This is a genomic window from Paraburkholderia piptadeniae, from assembly GCF_900007165.1.
GTDB lineage: Bacteria > Pseudomonadota > Gammaproteobacteria > Burkholderiales > Burkholderiaceae > Paraburkholderia > Paraburkholderia piptadeniae.
On sequence record NZ_CYGY02000033.1, the window covers coordinates 53,287 to 69,368 of the forward strand.

18 protein-coding genes and 2 pseudogenes are annotated in these 16,082 nt (G+C 63.3%); 9 read left to right on the top strand and 11 right to left on the bottom strand.

Features of this window, described 5'->3' with window-relative positions:
* The first annotated feature begins 32 nt into the window (after positions 1-32).
* From BN2476_RS18240 to BN2476_RS18250, 3 genes are all read left to right on the top strand, one after another.
* Positions 33-578 carry a ferritin-like domain-containing protein gene (locus tag BN2476_RS18240; protein WP_087735570.1) on the top strand — a complete coding sequence of 182 codons (546 nt, stop codon included), beginning with the start codon at positions 33-35 and terminating at the stop codon, positions 576-578.
* Positions 579-690: 112 nt separating this feature from the next.
* Positions 691-1,323, top strand: a complete 633-nt coding sequence (locus BN2476_RS18245; RefSeq protein WP_087735591.1) for a response regulator — start codon at positions 691-693, stop codon at positions 1,321-1,323.
* Positions 1,324-1,357: 34 nt separating this feature from the next.
* Positions 1,358-1,789 carry a response regulator gene (locus BN2476_RS18250; RefSeq protein ID WP_087735571.1) on the top strand — a complete coding sequence of 144 codons (432 nt, stop codon included), beginning with the start codon at positions 1,358-1,360 and terminating at the stop codon, positions 1,787-1,789.
* A gap of 69 nt (positions 1,790-1,858) precedes the next feature.
* Here BN2476_RS18250 and BN2476_RS18255 read toward each other — a convergent pair whose 3' ends face one another.
* The 7 genes from BN2476_RS18255 to BN2476_RS18285 form a co-directional block, all read right to left on the bottom strand.
* On the bottom strand, positions 1,859-3,073 hold the full coding sequence (locus BN2476_RS18255) for an MFS transporter (protein WP_087735592.1): 1,215 nt from the start codon (positions 3,071-3,073) through the stop codon (positions 1,859-1,861).
* A gap of 107 nt (positions 3,074-3,180) precedes the next feature.
* Complete coding sequence (locus BN2476_RS18260; RefSeq protein ID WP_087735572.1) at positions 3,181-4,020, bottom strand: phosphodiesterase; 840 nt, start codon at positions 4,018-4,020, stop codon at positions 3,181-3,183.
* A gap of 64 nt (positions 4,021-4,084) precedes the next feature.
* On the bottom strand, positions 4,085-5,146 hold the full coding sequence (locus tag BN2476_RS18265) for an ABC transporter ATP-binding protein (RefSeq protein WP_087735573.1): 1,062 nt from the start codon (positions 5,144-5,146) through the stop codon (positions 4,085-4,087).
* On the bottom strand, positions 5,143-6,069 hold the full coding sequence (locus tag BN2476_RS18270; protein ID WP_087735574.1) for an ABC transporter permease: 927 nt from the start codon (positions 6,067-6,069) through the stop codon (positions 5,143-5,145). Before BN2476_RS18270 ends, BN2476_RS18265 begins: the two co-directional genes overlap by 4 nt.
* Before the next feature lie 30 nt (positions 6,070-6,099).
* Positions 6,100-6,924: an ABC transporter permease gene (locus BN2476_RS18275; RefSeq protein ID WP_087735575.1), complete on the bottom strand. Its 825-nt coding sequence runs from the start codon at positions 6,922-6,924 to the stop codon at positions 6,100-6,102.
* A complete protein-coding gene (locus BN2476_RS18280; RefSeq protein ID WP_087735576.1) occupies positions 6,921-7,985 on the bottom strand; it encodes an ABC transporter substrate-binding protein in 1,065 nt (354 codons plus the stop codon). The genes BN2476_RS18275 and BN2476_RS18280 overlap by 4 nt, the downstream gene beginning before the upstream one ends.
* A 74-nt stretch (positions 7,986-8,059) precedes the next feature.
* Positions 8,060-9,133 carry a LacI family DNA-binding transcriptional regulator gene (locus BN2476_RS18285; protein ID WP_087735577.1) on the bottom strand — a complete coding sequence of 358 codons (1,074 nt, stop codon included), beginning with the start codon at positions 9,131-9,133 and terminating at the stop codon, positions 8,060-8,062.
* A gap of 643 nt (positions 9,134-9,776) precedes the next feature.
* Here BN2476_RS18285 and BN2476_RS48260 point away from each other — a divergent pair.
* Positions 9,777-10,023 (top strand): annotated as a pseudogene (locus BN2476_RS48260) (integrase); the annotation flags it as partial.
* 160 nt (positions 10,024-10,183) lie between these two features.
* On the opposite strand, the gene BN2476_RS18295 reads toward BN2476_RS48260, so the two are convergent.
* The 3 genes from BN2476_RS18295 to BN2476_RS18305 form a co-directional block, all read right to left on the bottom strand.
* Complete coding sequence (locus BN2476_RS18295) at positions 10,184-10,663, bottom strand: Hcp family type VI secretion system effector (protein WP_087735578.1); 480 nt, start codon at positions 10,661-10,663, stop codon at positions 10,184-10,186.
* A 63-nt stretch (positions 10,664-10,726) separates the two neighbouring features.
* A complete protein-coding gene (locus tag BN2476_RS45565; protein WP_143810986.1) occupies positions 10,727-11,275 on the bottom strand; it encodes a hypothetical protein in 549 nt (182 codons plus the stop codon).
* Positions 11,257-11,706: a DUF3592 domain-containing protein gene (locus BN2476_RS18305; protein WP_087735580.1), complete on the bottom strand. Its 450-nt coding sequence runs from the start codon at positions 11,704-11,706 to the stop codon at positions 11,257-11,259. The genes BN2476_RS45565 and BN2476_RS18305 overlap by 19 nt, the downstream gene beginning before the upstream one ends.
* Positions 11,707-12,354: 648 nt before the next feature.
* Between BN2476_RS18305 and BN2476_RS18310 the strand changes: the two genes are divergently transcribed.
* The 5 genes from BN2476_RS18310 (at position 12,355) to BN2476_RS18330 (ending at position 15,714) form a co-directional block, all read left to right on the top strand.
* Positions 12,355-12,975 (top strand): glutathione S-transferase family protein, encoded by a 621-nt coding sequence (locus BN2476_RS18310; RefSeq protein ID WP_087735581.1) that lies wholly within the window; start codon positions 12,355-12,357, stop codon positions 12,973-12,975.
* Between the two features lie 182 nt (positions 12,976-13,157).
* On the top strand, positions 13,158-13,349 hold the full coding sequence (locus BN2476_RS18315; protein ID WP_087735593.1) for a hypothetical protein: 192 nt from the start codon (positions 13,158-13,160) through the stop codon (positions 13,347-13,349).
* A 123-nt stretch (positions 13,350-13,472) separates the two neighbouring features.
* Entirely contained in the window at positions 13,473-14,876 is a 1,404-nt protein-coding gene (locus BN2476_RS18320) for an FAD-containing oxidoreductase (RefSeq protein ID WP_087735582.1), read from the top strand.
* Positions 14,877-14,884: 8 nt separating this feature from the next.
* Positions 14,885-15,226 (top strand): cupin domain-containing protein, encoded by a 342-nt coding sequence (locus BN2476_RS18325; RefSeq protein WP_087735583.1) that lies wholly within the window; start codon positions 14,885-14,887, stop codon positions 15,224-15,226.
* A gap of 5 nt (positions 15,227-15,231) precedes the next feature.
* Entirely contained in the window at positions 15,232-15,714 is a 483-nt protein-coding gene (locus BN2476_RS18330) for a metallophosphoesterase family protein (RefSeq protein ID WP_087735584.1), read from the top strand.
* A 66-nt stretch (positions 15,715-15,780) separates the two neighbouring features.
* Here the strand turns inward: BN2476_RS18330 and BN2476_RS18335 are convergent.
* Positions 15,781-16,082, bottom strand: a pseudogene (locus BN2476_RS18335) (MFS transporter); the annotation flags it as partial.

The window sequence follows — 16,082 nt, forward strand, 5'->3', positions numbered from 1 at the left end:
TTTCCCACGATACCCGTACAAGGAGTCAGTCAATGTCGAAGTCATCGAAAGGCGAGTTCGTGATGGACCTCCAGAAAATTCGCGAGCAGGCCCGCAAGGACATGGATGAAGGCCCCGTCACGCAAAGCTATGGCGCGGACCGCGAGACGGTGCTCAAGCTGCTGAACGGCGCGCTCGCGACGGAGTTGATCTGCACGCTGCGCTACAAGCGTCACTATTTCATGGCGAAGGGCATCAATTCGGAAGCCGTCGCGCAGGAGTTCCTGGAGCATGCGACGCAAGAGCAGGAGCATGCCGACCAGCTCGCCGCGCGCATCGTGCAACTGGGCGGCGAACCCGATTTCGCGCCCGACAGCCTGACGGCGCGCTCGCACTCCGAATACAAGGAAGGCACGGACCTGACCGACATGATCCGCGAGAACCTGGTCGCGGAACGCATCGCGATCGATACGTATCGCGAGATCGTCCGCTACCTCGGCGACGGCGATGTCACGACGCGCCGAATCTTCGAGGAGATTCTCTCCGTCGAGGAAGAGCACGCGGACGACATGGTCGATCTGCTGGCGGGCCGCGGGTAGCGCGAGCGCATCGCGCGCACGCGGCTCGTGCCCTTGCGCCGTGTTCCCGTGTGTCGCGCTGCATGGACATCTACGTGGGCAACCGCGTGCATAGCTGGATGGACAGCGAATGATGATTCGAGTGTTGATAGCCGACGATCACGCGATCGTCAGAGGCGGGTTCAGACAGTTCGTCGCCGACGAGCCGGACATGTGCGTCGCAGCGGAAGCGTCGACGGGCGACGAGACGATTCGCCTCGTGCGCGAGCAGCCGTTCGACGTCGTGCTGCTCGATATCGCGATGCCCGACAAGAATGGCATCGACACGTTGCGCGTGATCCGCCAGGTGCGCCCGGAGCAGGGCGTGCTGATCCTTTCAGGCTATCCCGAGAGCCTGTACGCGATCAACCTGTTGCGCGCGGGCGCGAACGGCTATCTGAACAAGGACTGCGAGCCCGACGAGATCGTGCGCGCGATACGTTCGGTGGCGCGTGGGCACCGCTATCTGTCGGAGGCCATTGCCGATACGCTCGCGAACAGTCTCGACCGGCCCGCCGCCGCGCATCCGCACGAACTGCTGTCCGAGCGCGAGTTCCAGATTTTCTGCAAGCTCGCGTCCGGGCGGATTCCGACCGATATCGCCGAAGAGTTGAACCTGTCCGTGAAGACGGTCAGCACGTATCGCGCGCGCGTGCTCGACAAGATGCACATGACGAATAACGCGGACATGACCTACTACGCGATCAAGAACGGACTGATCGAATGAAGCCGCGATGAACTGAGAGCATGGAACGCCACCGATGAACGCCGACTCCGCCACTGCACACAACGAATCCGGCCACGCGCCGCTGCGTGTGCTGCTGATCGAGGATTCGCCGCTGATTCGCCGCAGCATCGTCGAGGCGATCGACGCGTCGGGCGTGATGCAGGTGGCCGCGCAGGCCGAGTCCGCCGACGAGGCGATTGCGCTGCTGGACGGCGAAGCGTTCGACGCCGTGCTCGTCGATCTGCAACTGAAGGGCGGATCGAGCGTGCCCGTGCTCGCGTACATGCAGAAGGAAGGGCTGATCGACTCGACTTTCGCCGCCGTGCTGACCAATCATGCGCTGCCTGCCTATCGCGAGCGATGCGAGCAATACGGCGTGCGGCACTTCTACGACAAGTCGTTCGAATTCGATCGCGTGATTGACGCGCTGCACGAGTATGCGCAGGCGCGTCTCGATGAGCGCTAGCGTGACGCTGCTTCCGCAGTGGCTGCTGGCGACAAACGATAACGGAACGCTAGCCGGCGACAGCAGAGTTCACTCGGCCGTGCCGGAAGCCGCCATCGACTCGGGGCGGCCGCGCATGTGATTGAACCCGGCAGCGGCCGTGAACAGCAAGCCGGCGATGCTCACGCCGACCCATCCGAACAGCGGCCACACGAACGCGCCGACCGCCGACCCCGCCGCGCCGCCGATGAAATAGCAGACCATGAACACCGTGTTGACGCGGCTGCGCGCTTCGGGCTTGAGCGCGTAGATGCGCGACTGGTTCGAGATCTGCGCGGCCTGCACGCCGATGTCGAGCACGATCACGCCGATCACGAGGCCGATGAGGCTCGTGCCCGACAGCGCGAACACGACGAACGAGATGGCCGCCAGCGCGATCGACAGCGAAACGATCGCGCGCGGCCCGCGCCGGTCGGCGAACTTGCCCGCGAGCGGCGCGGCCATCGCGCCCGCCGCGCCGACGATCCCGAAGAGCCCCGCTGCTTGCGGCCCGTAGTGAAACGGCGCGCCCGCCAGCAGCAGCGCCAGCGTCGACCAGAAGAGGCTGAACGCGGCGAAAAGCGCCGCGCCCGTCAGCGACGCTTCACGCAGGCCGCGCAACTCGATGACGAGATGCCACATCGAGCCGATCAGCTTGCCGTATGCAAGCGTCGAGGTTGGCTTGCTGTGTGGCAGCTTCGAGATGATGACGGCCGCGAGCGCGATCAGCGCGATGATCGACGCGCCGAAGACCGCGCGCCAGCCGAAGTACTGGCCGACGAAACCGGCTGCCGTGCGCGCGAGCAGAATGCCGAGCAGCAGGCCGCTCATCACCGTGCCGACGGCCTGGCCGCGGCCCGAGGGCGGCGCGAGCTCGGCGGAAAACGGCACCGCTTGCTGCGCGATCGTTGCAAGCACGCCGATCGCGAGGCTTGCGAACACGAGCACGACGAGATTCGGCGCGGCGGCCGCGAACAGCAACGCGATGCACATGCCCGCGATCTGCAGCAGGATCAGCCTGCGTCGATCGAAGCGGTCGCCGAGCGGCGCGAGCAGCAGCATGCCTGCGGCGTAGCCGAGTTGCGTCATCGACGGCACCACGCCGATCCACGCTGCGCTCTGCGGAAACGACTTGCGGAAGTCGTCGAGCAGCGGCTGGTTGTAGTAGATGTTCGCGACGGAGACGCCCGCGATCGTCGCAAGCAGCAGCAAAAGGCCGTGCAGCGAGCGTTCGGACGTGACGGTGTCGGAGGAGGATGTGGACATGTTGCGGCGGCCGGCAAGCCGCCGGCGCAAGAGAGAGTCGAGCGTGCCGATCATACCGGAGCGGGGCGGAATTTGCTGGAGGCGTTCCGCCCGCGAACGCACGCCCCTCAATCGATCAACGTCCCTTCCGGCTCATAAAACGGATACGGCCCATCTGCCGCATCGACATACGCATGATGCGTGATCAGTCCGTTCACGCTGTCATAGCGGTGCAGCGCGAACGCAGGCGGCTCCATCATGAACGCCGACGGCGCGTCGTCGCGCAGATCGAGCGCCACCTGGTGCGCGGGCGCGGGCACGGCTGAAGCGATCGTGCCGCCGAAGCGCACGAACATCGGGCGATGCACGTGTCCGCAGATCACGCGCTCGACGTTCGGATGACGCGCAACGAGTGCCGCGAACTTGTCCGCCGATGTCGGCTCGAGCCGCAGCGCGTCCATATGGCCGATGCCCGTCACGAACGGCGGATGATGCAGCGCGACGATCACGGGCTTGCCGCGTGCCGCGTCGAGCTGTTCTTCGAGCCACGCGAGGCGCACGTCGCACAGTAGCCCCGCGCTTTCGCCCGGCACCATCGAGTCGAGCGCGATCAGGCGCAGCGGACCGCGCTTGGGGCCGATATCGACGGCGTATTGCACGAACTCGCCGCCCGTCCGCAATTCTTCGCGTTCGCTGAACGCGTCGCGCAGCGCCTCGCGGTCATCGTGGTTGCCGACCAGCAGGTAATACGGAATCTCGAGCGTCGCAAGCAGCGACTTCAGATGCGCGTACTGTTCAGGTTCGCCCTGGTCGACGAGATCGCCCGTCATCACGACGGCGTCGGGACGCGGATCGAGCGCGTTCAGGCGCTCGATGCAGCGTGCCAGATACGCGGCCGTGTCGACGCGCCGGTAGGCGAGCGCGCCGGGGCGTTTGATGTGCAGATCGCTGATCTGGGCTAGCAGCATGAGTCATCCTCGGCAACGGTATTCAGTAGCGGCGCGCGTGGGGTTGCGCGTCGAGCAGGCATGTTCACGATAGCGCAATCAGCGCCTCCTGCGCGATCGAAATGCCGACGCGCGTACCGCGTGCCAACTCAACGCGGCCCGGCACATCGACGATCAGCGCATCGGGTGCCGCATCGCGGATCGTCAGACGCGTGCGTTCGCCGAGAAACGCGGAAGCGTCGACGGTGCCGCGCAATTGCGCGCTCTGCGGATCGGCGAGCCACGCGTCTTCGGGGCGGAAGAACACTTCGTCGCCGTGGTTCGCGATCTGCGGCGCGCGCGTCGCGTGCATCGGCGGCAGCGGGATCATGCCGCCCGTCGTCGCGAGCATGCCGTCGCGCGCTTCGCCCGACACGCGGTTGATCGTGCCGACAAACTGCGCGACGTTGCGGTTCGCGGGACGGTAGTAGATGTCGCGCGGCGTGCCGATCTGCTCGATGCGTCCCGCACTCATCACGACGATGCGGTCGCCCAGTTCCATCGCTTCCGCCTGATCGTGCGTTACGTACACCGTCGTAATGCCGAGTTCGCGCAACAGCGCATTCATCTCGCTGCGCAGCGTGTCGCGCAGCCTTGCGTCGAGTGCCGTAAGAGGTTCGTCGAGCAGCAGCACGCGCGGCTGCGGCGCGAGCGCGCGCGCCAGCGCGACGCGCTGGCGCTGGCCGCCCGACAGCTGATCGATCGGCTTGTCCGCGTGATCGGTGAGACGCATCATCGCGAGCAGTTCGTCGACGCGCTGGCGCGCCACGTTCGCATTGACGCGCTTGATCTTCAGACCATAGCCGATATTGCCGCGCACGGTCAGATTCGGAAAGAGCGCATAGCTCTGAAACACCATGCCGACCTGGCGCTTCTCGATGGGCAGCGCGGTCACGTCTTCATCGCCGAATGCGACACGGCCCCCTGCATCCGGCCGTTCGAGCCCTGCGATCATGCGCAGCGTCGTCGTCTTGCCGCAACCAGACGGGCCGAGCAGCACCAGCGTTTCGCCCGCGCCGATGGAGAGATCGAGCGGTTCGAGCACGCGCGTGCCGCGAAACGTCTTCGCGCAGCGTGTCAGCGTGATGGGAATGGAGTCGAGTTTCATGGCTGGTCCGGTGCGCCCGCTTGCGTATCGGTGACGCTCGCGTTTTTCTGCTTCGCCTTCTGCCTGATGCTGCGTTGGCCCGTCGCATCGACGCCGAGCCATTGCATCGCGACGAGCAGCGGCATTGTCATGATGAAAAAGAGAATGGTGTACGCGCTGCCGATCTCGATGCGCAGCGACGCATACGTATCGGCGAGGCCGACCGGCAGTGTTTTCGTTTCGGGCGTGTGCAGCATCCACGTGAGGTTGAATTCGCCGATCGACAGCGTGACGACGGCGAGCGCGCCCGCGACGATGCCGGGCCGCACGTTCGGCAGCACGATCGTCACGAAGCGCTGGAAGAAGCCGGCGCCGAGGCTCGCGGCGCCTTCTTCGAGCGTGCGCAATCCCGAGCCCGCGCACACGGCCGCGACGGCGCGCACCATGAACGGCAGCGTGAACACCACATGCCCGACGACGATGAACGCGACGCTCGTGCGAAACATCGTGAATCCGCCATACACGACGAGCAGCGCCAGTGCCGACGCGAGACCGGGTAGTGCGATCGGCAGCACGAGAAATTCTTCGATGATGCGCGAGAGGCGCGTCTCGCTGCGCGCGAGCACGTAGCCTGCGGGCACGCCCGTCAGCAGCGTGATGACGAGCGTCGCGAGCGCGACTTCGAGCGACAGGAACACGGACGCGTGATACTGCGTCCACACTTCGCCGAGCCAGCGCAGCGTGAGGCCGCTCGCGATGCCCTGAAAGTAGTTGACCGTGAGCCCCGCGAGTATCGACATCACGACGGGCACGATCAGGAACGCGCACAAGAGCAGCGTTACGAGCCATTGGCCCGCCGCGAGCCATGCGCGCAGCGAGGGCAGGGCGAGCGCGCGCCTGCGGCTTGCAGGCGGCGTGTCGGTAGCGTGGGCAACGGTGTTCATGCGAGTGTCTTCATCGGACATCAAAGAGGATCAGGCCGTTGCCGCAACGGCCGAGCCGCTGACGCTGCGCGCCGCATACAGCACGACCCACGTGACGATGCCGAGCACGATCGACAGACCCGCCGCCGTCACCATGTTCGCGTTCAGCGTGAACTCGGTGTAGATGGTCATCGGCAGCACGTCGATGTCGGTGGCGAGCGTGAATGCCGTGCCGAACGCGCCCATCGCCGTCGCGAAGCACACGGCGCCCGCCGAGATCAGCCCCGGCGACAGCGCGGGCAGCACGATGTCGCGCATGATCCGCCACGGCGACGCGCCGAGCGAGCGCGCGGCCTCTTCGAGCGACGCATCGAGCTTCGTCGCCGATGCCATCACCGTCACGATCACGCGCGGAATCGAAAAGTACAGATAGCCGAGAAAGAGCCCCGTCATCGAATACGCGAACACCCACTTGTCGCCAGTGAGCTTCAGCGACAGCGCGCCGATCAGGCCCTGGCGGCCCGCCAGCATGATCACCATGAAGCCGACGACGACACCGGGGAACGCAAGCGGAAACGTCAGCAGCGCGAGCAGCACGCGCTTGGCCGGAAACTCGCGGCGCGCGAGCAGAAGGCCCGAGATTACCGATAGCGCGAGCGTCGTCGCCGTCACGGCAGCCGACAGGACGACCGTCGCGAACAGGCTCTTCATGTAGCGCGCGTTCGCGAGCATCGCGCCGTAGGTCTTCAGCAGATGACCGTCGGCGCTCACCTGCACGAGCGCCGTCATCGGCAGCAGCCAGAACGCGATGAACACCGCGAGCGCCGGCGCGATCAACGCGATGCGCCAGCGCAGCGGGAACGTGATGTCGTTCAATGCATCACGTGCAGATACTGCTCGCCGAACGCCTGCTGCTTCTCGGCCATCTTCGCGAAGTCGACGGCACGCGCGCGCGCATAGTCGCTCGCGGGCAGGAACTTCGCGGCGGCGTCGGCGCTCATCGCGTTCGCGCGCACAGGGCGCAGATACGCGCTCGCCCACAGCTTCTGGCCTTCGTCCGACAGCACGAAGTCGAGCACCTTCTTGCCGTTCGCATCGTGCGGCGCGCCCTTCACGAGGCTCATCACATACGGCACTTCGATCGTGCCTTCCTTCGGAATCACGAACTCGACGTTCGCGTGATCCTTGTACTTCGCGCGATACGCGTCGAAGTCGTAGTCGAGCAGGATGGGGATTTCACCCGACAGCACGCGCGCGTAGGCCGTCTGCTTCGGCACGATCGGCTGGTTGGCCTTCAGCTTCGCGAACCAGTCGAGGCCCGGCCTGAAGTTGTCGAAGCTGCCGCCGAGCGCCTGATTCACGGCCACGGCGCCCGCATAGCCGACGAACGCGCTCGACGGATCGAGGTAGCCGATCATCCCCTTGTACTCGGGCTTGAGCAGGTCGGCCCACGAGCGCGGCACAGGCTTGCCTTCGAGCGCGTCCTTGTTGACGAAGAAGCCGAGCGTGCCCGAATGGATCGCGAACCAGTAGCCTTGCGGGTCCTTCAGGTTCGCCGGGATGTCGTTCCAGTGCGCGGGCTTGTACGGCGCGATCACGCCCTTGTCCTTCGCCTGGAACGCCGACGACACGCCCAGATACACGACGTCGGCCACGGGGCTCTTCTGTTCGGCCATCAACTGCGCAATTGCCTGGCCGGAGTTCTTGTTGTCGAACGGCACGTGGATGCCCGTCTTCTGCTGGATCGCCTTGATCTGGCTCGCCCAGTCGGCCCATTCGGGCGGGCAGTTGTAGCAGATCGCGGTTTCGTCGGCGTGCGCGACGGATGGCGTGGCCAGCGTCAGCACGAACGATGAGGTCAGCACGAACGACGATGCAGCCAGTGCGGCGCGCGCAACGCGCAACGCGGCAGTACCGATGGAGGAACGGCGGTTCACGGCAGGTCTCCCGGAGGTGGAAAAGAAATTGTTCTGAACGCGATGGTGCTTGCGGTGGTGCTCGTATCTGGGCGTCACGCGAACGAGCGAGCGTTGCGAGTCGGCGATGTGCCCGCCAGGTCGGAGATCGCGGCGATCGTCGCGCCTTCGCGCAGCGTGTGCGGCAAGGTCAGCGACAGCGACGGCGCGCGCAGTGCGTCGTCAAAGCCCGCGGGCGGCGTGCCGTCGAGGCGCGCGATCAGCCGGCGCCACGCGGCGCAGCCGATCTCGCGATTCGGCGCACAGACGCTTGCAAGCGGCGGTGACAACAGTTCGCCCATCGCGAGACCGTCGAAGCCGAGAATGGACATGTCGCTGGGCATCTCGAAGCGCGCGCGGCGCAGGCCGCGCATCACGACCATCGCAAGCAGATCGTTCGAGCAGAAGAGGGCCGTCGGGCGATTCGGGCCCGTCGTCAGATGGTTGAGCACGGAGGGCGCAAGCTCGTCCGCGTTGAAATCGATTTCGAGCGCGGGCGCGGGTGTGAGGCCCGCCTGCTGCATCGCCTGCACGTAACCGAGATGGCGCAGACGCGCACGGTCCGACGCGGCGAGCGTGCCCGCGAGCATCAGGATGCGGCGATGGCCGTGCGCGATCAGCATGCGCACGCCGTCGTAGGCGGCGAGCCGGTTGTCGACGGACACGGACGGACGGCGCACCGTATCGTTGTGCATCAGCACGTACAGCATGCCGTCGCGGTCGAGGTCGTCGAGGAGAGGGTGCGTGTCGGCGTCGGCGACCGTCAGGATCAGCCCTTCGACGCGCTGCTCGCGCAGCGTCTCGATCGCGTGGCGCTCGCGGTCGGCGTCGTACTGCGTCGTCATCAGCATCAACCGGTAGCCTTGTGCGGACGCGAGTTCGTCGATGCCTTGCAGGCATTCCGCGAACACGGGATTGGCGAGCGTCGGAAGCACGACGCCGATCAGGCGCGAGCGCTCGCCGCGCAACTGACGGCCGAGCGGGCTCGGTCGGAAGTTGAGGGCGTCGATGGATTGACGCACTTTTTCGAGGGTGACAGGGTTGACCGTGTGCGGCGCGTTGATCGCGCGCGAGACGGTCGCGATCGAAAAGCCCGCATGGGCGGCGACATCCTTGATCGTGGGCGTCATCGTCGGTGTTCCCCTTGGTGGCCTGTAGCGCAAGCTGTGTCGAGCGGCGGGCCCTGTTGTAAACGTTTTCGTCGGCGGATTATCGGGAACGTTTGTGACGGGTCGATGAATGCGCGCGGCGCGCGGAGAACTCGGGTATGCGCCCGTTTGGTCAGGGTGCGGCGCGATGGTAGAATCGCGTCCGCCCTGCCGGGGTGATGAAATTGGTAAACATAGCGGACTTAAAGCATTGAGTGCCCAGCCGGAAACGGCCGGTGCAGAACCCTTCAAATTCGGCGAAACCCCTGACCCGCGCGATGCGTGCTCGAGGCGACGCCGAGCCAAGCCGGTTTTTCTTCCTGCCGATGGCGGGACGGAACGCGCCGGAAGGTGTAGAGACTAGACGGGGGGCGCCTAAGGCGATGTGGCGTGCAATACGCGCATCGCGATGGCGAAGGCATAGTCCAGCGCACGAACGTGGCTGCCGACGCGATCGGGTCGTTGTCGATCGTTATCGACCGTGGTCGAGGCAGACGGCGTCGAAAGACGTAGTGTGACGAAAATCCGCCGCTTAACAGCTTGCCGGTTCGAGTCCGGTCCCCGGCACCAAATATCCTCCGACTGATTTCAACGGTTCAGCGCGAAGGCCCGCTAGATAGCGCGGGGCTACGGTACACGCACTGGGAAACCGGCCACGGTTTCCGGGCGATGGTGCGCACGATCCTGCACGAAGAACTGAAACACAAGCCGGCGAAGATCAACTCGCGCACGCTGTACCGGATAACCTCAGCTCGACGCACAGCCTCACGAAATTCATCCGCGAGCGCCGCGAGATGATGCAGGAGTGGGGCGATTACCTTGATCGGATCAAGGCCGAGCCGAGGTCACTCCGATCAAGGGCGGGACGGTAGCCTAACGGCCCGCAGCGGGGCAATGTGTTTGAACAGCGCCGATCGCTCATGGAAGCGTGCGGCGCATGTCCGTTCGCAGATGCAGTAAGTGGCATGAGGCACAGTCCCGCCGGACGCATAGTCGCTTTGAAGAGCCGCTTAGCGCGCCGCCAACACCGCTCTATTTAACGGCGCTGTTTTCCTTAATATACATCATGGCTGTCACCGTTCCGCCACTGCCTCCGAGAGAGTTCTGGACAATATATTCATGCTTCATGGTTGCAAACGATAGACGAACACTCTCATGGCAAGTTGCCGCATTAGCAATCGGGGAAACGTGAGTAATAACTGCGTCATACATCGTTATCTTCGAAAATTCGTGCGGAACGCCCCCCGCCTTCCGCATCGTCAACACTGCCTTATCGATATGCTTTCCAGTAAAGCAATATTTAGCCAGGTTCGGGCTGGCACGATCAAACGCATGAATAAATGAAAGATCCGATACAGTGGCTTTACCTGCGCCGCCTCCAGAGCCTGAAAGCATGGTGGAATTTTGAGCCACTTGCCATCCCCACGAAATCACATCAATTTCATTTAGATGTGCGACATCTTGAGATTCACCATCAATACCGTTGATTTTTATGAACATATCTTGCGACATTTTATTACCTGTCTGTTAGATGAATTATTGGGCTGCAATTTCAAAAATTCCGCTTACCATCGCTTAATGCAGCATTCCAAGCATGCCATTTACTCCCACGCCCGCTTGTGGTCCCATGCTCGCCCCCCGCATGAATAAAACAGCAGGGGCTTGGGAGATGGCGACGTACAGCAAATGTGCGAATTGCGGGAATTCGAACGCTGGGAGGACAAGCGACTGATTCAATCCAAGGAACATCAGAGTTCCGGCATATCCTGCAACGACGCCACCGCCAATTTCGACATAAGCTGCCATCCCGCAGATATCTGCTTCGGTTAGCTCGGTTCTCTTGAATGCTTTTGTCATATAGACAATTCCCGTACTTGGAAAGCTAGCGAGCGAACCACTACCAGACGGGACGTAGTTTTGAACAATGGATTCGGGTATTTCGATCTTTTTAAGCGATAGTCCACGGGAGAACCCAATCCCAAAGCCGCCGTAATGAAAATGATGGGGTTTGTTCCCAGGATCTTTGAGAGATATCATTCCGCCAGACATTGCCAAGACGCCAAACCCAAGTCCCAGACCGGCACTTGTATCGAATGTCCATTTACTTATTCTGTAATCTTCCATCGATGCGCCTTGCTCCTTCTATTTAGTTTTTTGGTCGTCATGTTTATCAATCCAATCAATGGAATGACAATCGACATAAATGCAAAATAGATAGCCAATTCCCAAACGGCACCAACTCGATCAATCGTTGCACTTGATCTTGGTGAACTTTCCAAATAAAGCACGTTCACCTTGTCTCCGACCTTGTAGCCAGCAATCCACCCGCCCTGAGGATATGAAACGCGCTCCCCTCTTCTAGTTACAAATTCGATCTGCGGGTGACTGCCGCCCGCATTTAGTGCAACGACTCGACCAGGTGCTGTAACGGCTGAACCTAGAAACGCTCTCGTATTTTCAACGGAATTAACTAAGCCGATCACGCAGCCGATCCAGACTATCGTGAAGAGAACCGCCTTACAGCGTTGCAGAAACAATTCGTCAGTCACCGGCATAGTGCGGAAGAACCCTTTTCAGTTTGGCGTGCCAAGTTATCGAGTACGGTGGCGTAAACGTAGCAGATTGCCGGATGCCCATGTTTTTGGGATATTTGCTCCATTTGGGACGGGCGATCCGCATATAGTGCATACTGATGGCGCGTACTTGCCAACCGTTGATATGGATATTTTGTCTGCAACATATGTTGTGCGCATGTGTAGGCGCGAGGTCGGCACCACGCACTTCCCGACGATTCCCCAACGCGCGCTCGCGTCTCCCCGAAGCACGCTTCCCGTCTTACGTTCAACCGGCGCGACGGGCACTCCGCCTTCCAAAACCCCGCTTCGTCTGGCCCTTAAGCCCCCGATAAGCCTCAATCCCTCTACCAATCGCGACGATGCAATCCGTAGGCGCCAACTCGCGATAGCGGATGGCGACATGCACAAATGCCACTACCGCTTCCTGAGGCGCCCGATCACGGATGGATTTGCCGTGCGTGCCGGACGCTGATGGCGCGGGGAAAACTCTACAAGCCGCCATGAACCGCCCAGCGGCCCGTGCCGCGCGACCCGCGTAGCGTCGCGCCCTGGCGGGCGCACGTGGCGAGACGCGGACCGTTCGTCTACAGTATGGCGCTAGGCCCCAACCACCACGGAGAAAGCAGGATGCTACTGATCGGCATGATGGATTCACCGTACGTTCGACGCGTCGCCATTTCGCTCGCCATGCTCGGCCTGCCGTTCGAGCACCGCAGCGTGTCGGTGTTCCGGCACTTCGACGAGTTCGCGAAGGTCAATCCCGTGGTCAAGGCGCCGACCTTCATCGCCGGTGACGGCACGATGCTGATCGAATCGTCGCTGATCCTCGACTATCTCGATCATCTGAGCCCGCCGGAAAAACGCCTGATGCCCGCCGAAACGGGCACGCGCGCGCGGGCGCTGGGCTTGATCGGCTTCGCGCTCGCCGCTTGCGAAAAGACGATGCAAAACGTCTACGAAGTGAATCTGCGGCCCGCCGAGCGGCGGCATCAGCCGTGGATCGATCGCGTGCAGAAACAGCTTTTCGCCGCCTACGATTATCTGGAGAAGGCAATCGAGGGCCACAGCACAAGCGGCTGGCTGTTCGGCGACCGGCCGATGCAGCCGGACATCACGTTGGCCGTCGCATGGCGGTTCCAGCAGTACATGCTGCCGGGTCTCGTCGATCCGCAGCGTTACCCAGCGCTGTCCGCGTTTTCGGCGCGAGCCGAAGCGCTGCCGCAGTTCGTCGCCGCGCCGCTCGAATGACCGTTCGCGCGCGGCCAAACAACGCTTTGCCGCGCGTACCCGGATTGTTCTAATCCGGCGACAACTATCTTCGCGTTTGGCTCATTTATCTCTAACTATCGGCTCTCTACAATCCATCCATCGAAACAGGTATGCAGAACGGCGCCGCGAGAAACAGACGGCGTCATGCGATGGAGAAGGCCATGAGAGCGATCATCGAACGACAGCTTTATCACCCGGCAGTGGTGCTGCCGATGGTGTCGCTCATCCAGATCATGGTGCAGGTGGATTTCAACCTGAGCCAGGCCGGCTTCGTCGTCGCGACGCAGGGCGCGCGCGCCGCGTTGCAACGCTCGCGCGAACTCCTTTGCTCGCTTCATCACTGCGACGCGTGAGCTGCCGCCTTCGCGGGGCAAGTCTTTCTGGCCAGCTTTCAAAAGGATTCGCGACCACGCACTTCGGATGACGCAACGCAGGCGTAAGATGACCGACTCGACACGCGTTTCGGGAGGTCGGCCATGCCACAGCACTTCGACGCCGTTGTGATCGGCACGGGACAGGGCGGCTCTCCGCTCGCCGTGCGGCTCGCCAAGAGCGGCCGCAAGACCGCCGTGATCGAGCGCGAGAAATTCGGCGGCACCTGCGTGAACGTCGGCTGCACGCCGACCAAGGCTTACGTGGCGAGCGCCCGTGCCGCGCATGTCGCGCGCCATGCGGCCGATTACGGCGTGCGCATCGCCGGCGAAGTCAGCGTCGATCTCGCGCAGGTGAAGGCGCGCAAGGACGCGATCATCGGACAGTCGCGCGACGGCGTCGAACACTGGCTGCGCCATACGAAGAACGTCACCGTTTTCAAAGGGCATGCGCGCTTCACGGGCCCGCACGCACTCGCGATCACCGATTCCGCGAACGGCAACGCAATCGCCGAACTGCAGGCCGACGACATCTTCATCAATACGGGCACGCGCGCCGTCATTCCGCAGATCGACGGCATCGAGCGCATCCGCTATCACACGAACTCGACGCTGCTCGAACTGACCACGTTGCCGGAGCATCTCGCGATCGTCGGCAGCAGCTATATCGCGCTCGAATTCGCGCAAGTGTTCCTCCGTTTCGGCAGCCGCGTGACGGTCATCGTGCGCGGCAATCGCGTGCTGACGCGCGAGGACGAGGACTTCGCGCGCAACGTGCAGGACGTACTCGCGCGTGAAGGCGTGGAATTCCGTTTCGGCGGCGAGCCGTCGCGCGTCGAGCCCTGGCACGTGGGCGGCGACGGCGTGCGCATCTTGTTCGGCGCAGACGCCGCGCCGCTCGAAGCGTCGCATCTGCTCTTCGCGACGGGCCGCCGCCCGAACACCGACGACCTCGGCCTCGATGCCGCGGGCATCACGGTCGACCGGCACGGCACGATTCCCGTCGATGGCCAGTTGCGCACGGGCGTGCAGGGCATCTGGGCGATTGGCGACGTCAACGGACGCGGCGCGTTCACGCACACGTCCTATGACGATTACCAGATCGTGTCGGCGAATCTCTTCGACGGCGGCAAGCGCAGCGTCGACGACCGGATCATGGCGTATGCCGTGTTCGTCGATCCGCCGCTTGCGCGCGTCGGCATGTCCGAGAGCGAGGTGCGCAAGTCGGGCCGCGACGCGCTGGTCGCCACGATGCCGATGACGCGCGTCGGCCGCGCGCGCGAGAAGGGCGAGACGCAAGGCTTCATGAAAGTGCTCGTCGACAGGCAGTCCAGGCAGATACTCGGCGCGACGATCCTGGGCGTCGACGGCGACGAGGCGATTCACACGTTCATCGACATCATGACGGCGCGCGCGCCGTACACGACGCTGCAATTCGCGATGCACATCCATCCGACGATCAGCGAGCTCATCCCGACGCTGCTCGACGGTCTCGCGCCTTTGAAGTGAGGTCGGCCATGCAGCTTCGAACCGGCAATCTGTACAGCGTCGACGATCGTGAGATCAGGCGCGGCGGCGAAGAGCGGGTCGACGTGCTCGTGACGGGGCAGCGGCTGAACGTTGAGCGGATCGTGTCGATGGGGCACGTGAGCCCCGAAGGCTTCTGGTACGACGACTCGCGCGCCGAATGGGTCGTGCTGCTGTCGGGCGCGGCCGTGCTCGAGTTCGAAGAAGACGCGACGCTGCACGATATGCGTCCCGGCGATTACGTGCTGATCGAGCCACATTGCCGGCATCGCGTCGCGTGGACGCATGCCGAGGAGCAGACTGTTTGGCTCGCGATTTATCACGAGCGTTGAGCACGATGCCCCAAAGCCCCCCGCACCCTTCCCGCATCGGCCTGATTTCGGACACGCACAATCTCGTGCGTCCCGAAGCGTTGGCGCATCTCGCTGGATGCGACGCGATCGTTCATGCCGGCGACATCTGCAATCAGGCCGTGCTCGATACGCTCGCGCAGATCGCGCCGTTGACGGTCGTGCGCGGCAACAACGACATGGGCGAATGGGCCACGTCGATTCCGATGCACGCGACGCTCGTTGTGCAGCAGGTGAAGATTCTCGTCGTCCACGATTTCGCCGACCTGCCGCGCAATCTGTACGACGACGATGTGCGCGTCGTCGTGACGGGGCACTCGCACAAGCCGCTGATTGCCGAACGCGATGGCGTGCTGTTCGTCAATCCCGGCAGCGCGGGGCCACGGCGGTTCAAGCTGCCGATCTCCGCTGGCATGTTGACGATCGATGGCACGCGCGTCGAAGCCACGCTGCACACGTTGACGGCATAAAAAAACGGGTCAGCCGAAGCTGACCCGTTTCGTGTGCATGTGCTGCCCGGACGATGCGGTCAAACGTCAAGCACGAACCGTGGCAGTCGCCGCATACGCTTCTTCGATCTCCGCGGCTTCGCGTTCGCCGCGCAGCACGGCATGCGCTTCGGCGCGCGTGGCCACGCACGGACCGGAGCCGAGCAGCGGCTTGCGAGCCGTCTCGCGCAGCGCGATCACCGACACGATACCGATCAGCGATGCGGCCATCAGATAGTACGCGGGCATCATCAGATTGCCGGTGCGGTCGACGAGCCACGCTGCGACGAGCGGCGTCGTACCGCCGAACAGCGACACCGACACGTTGAAGCCGATCGCGAGCGACACAT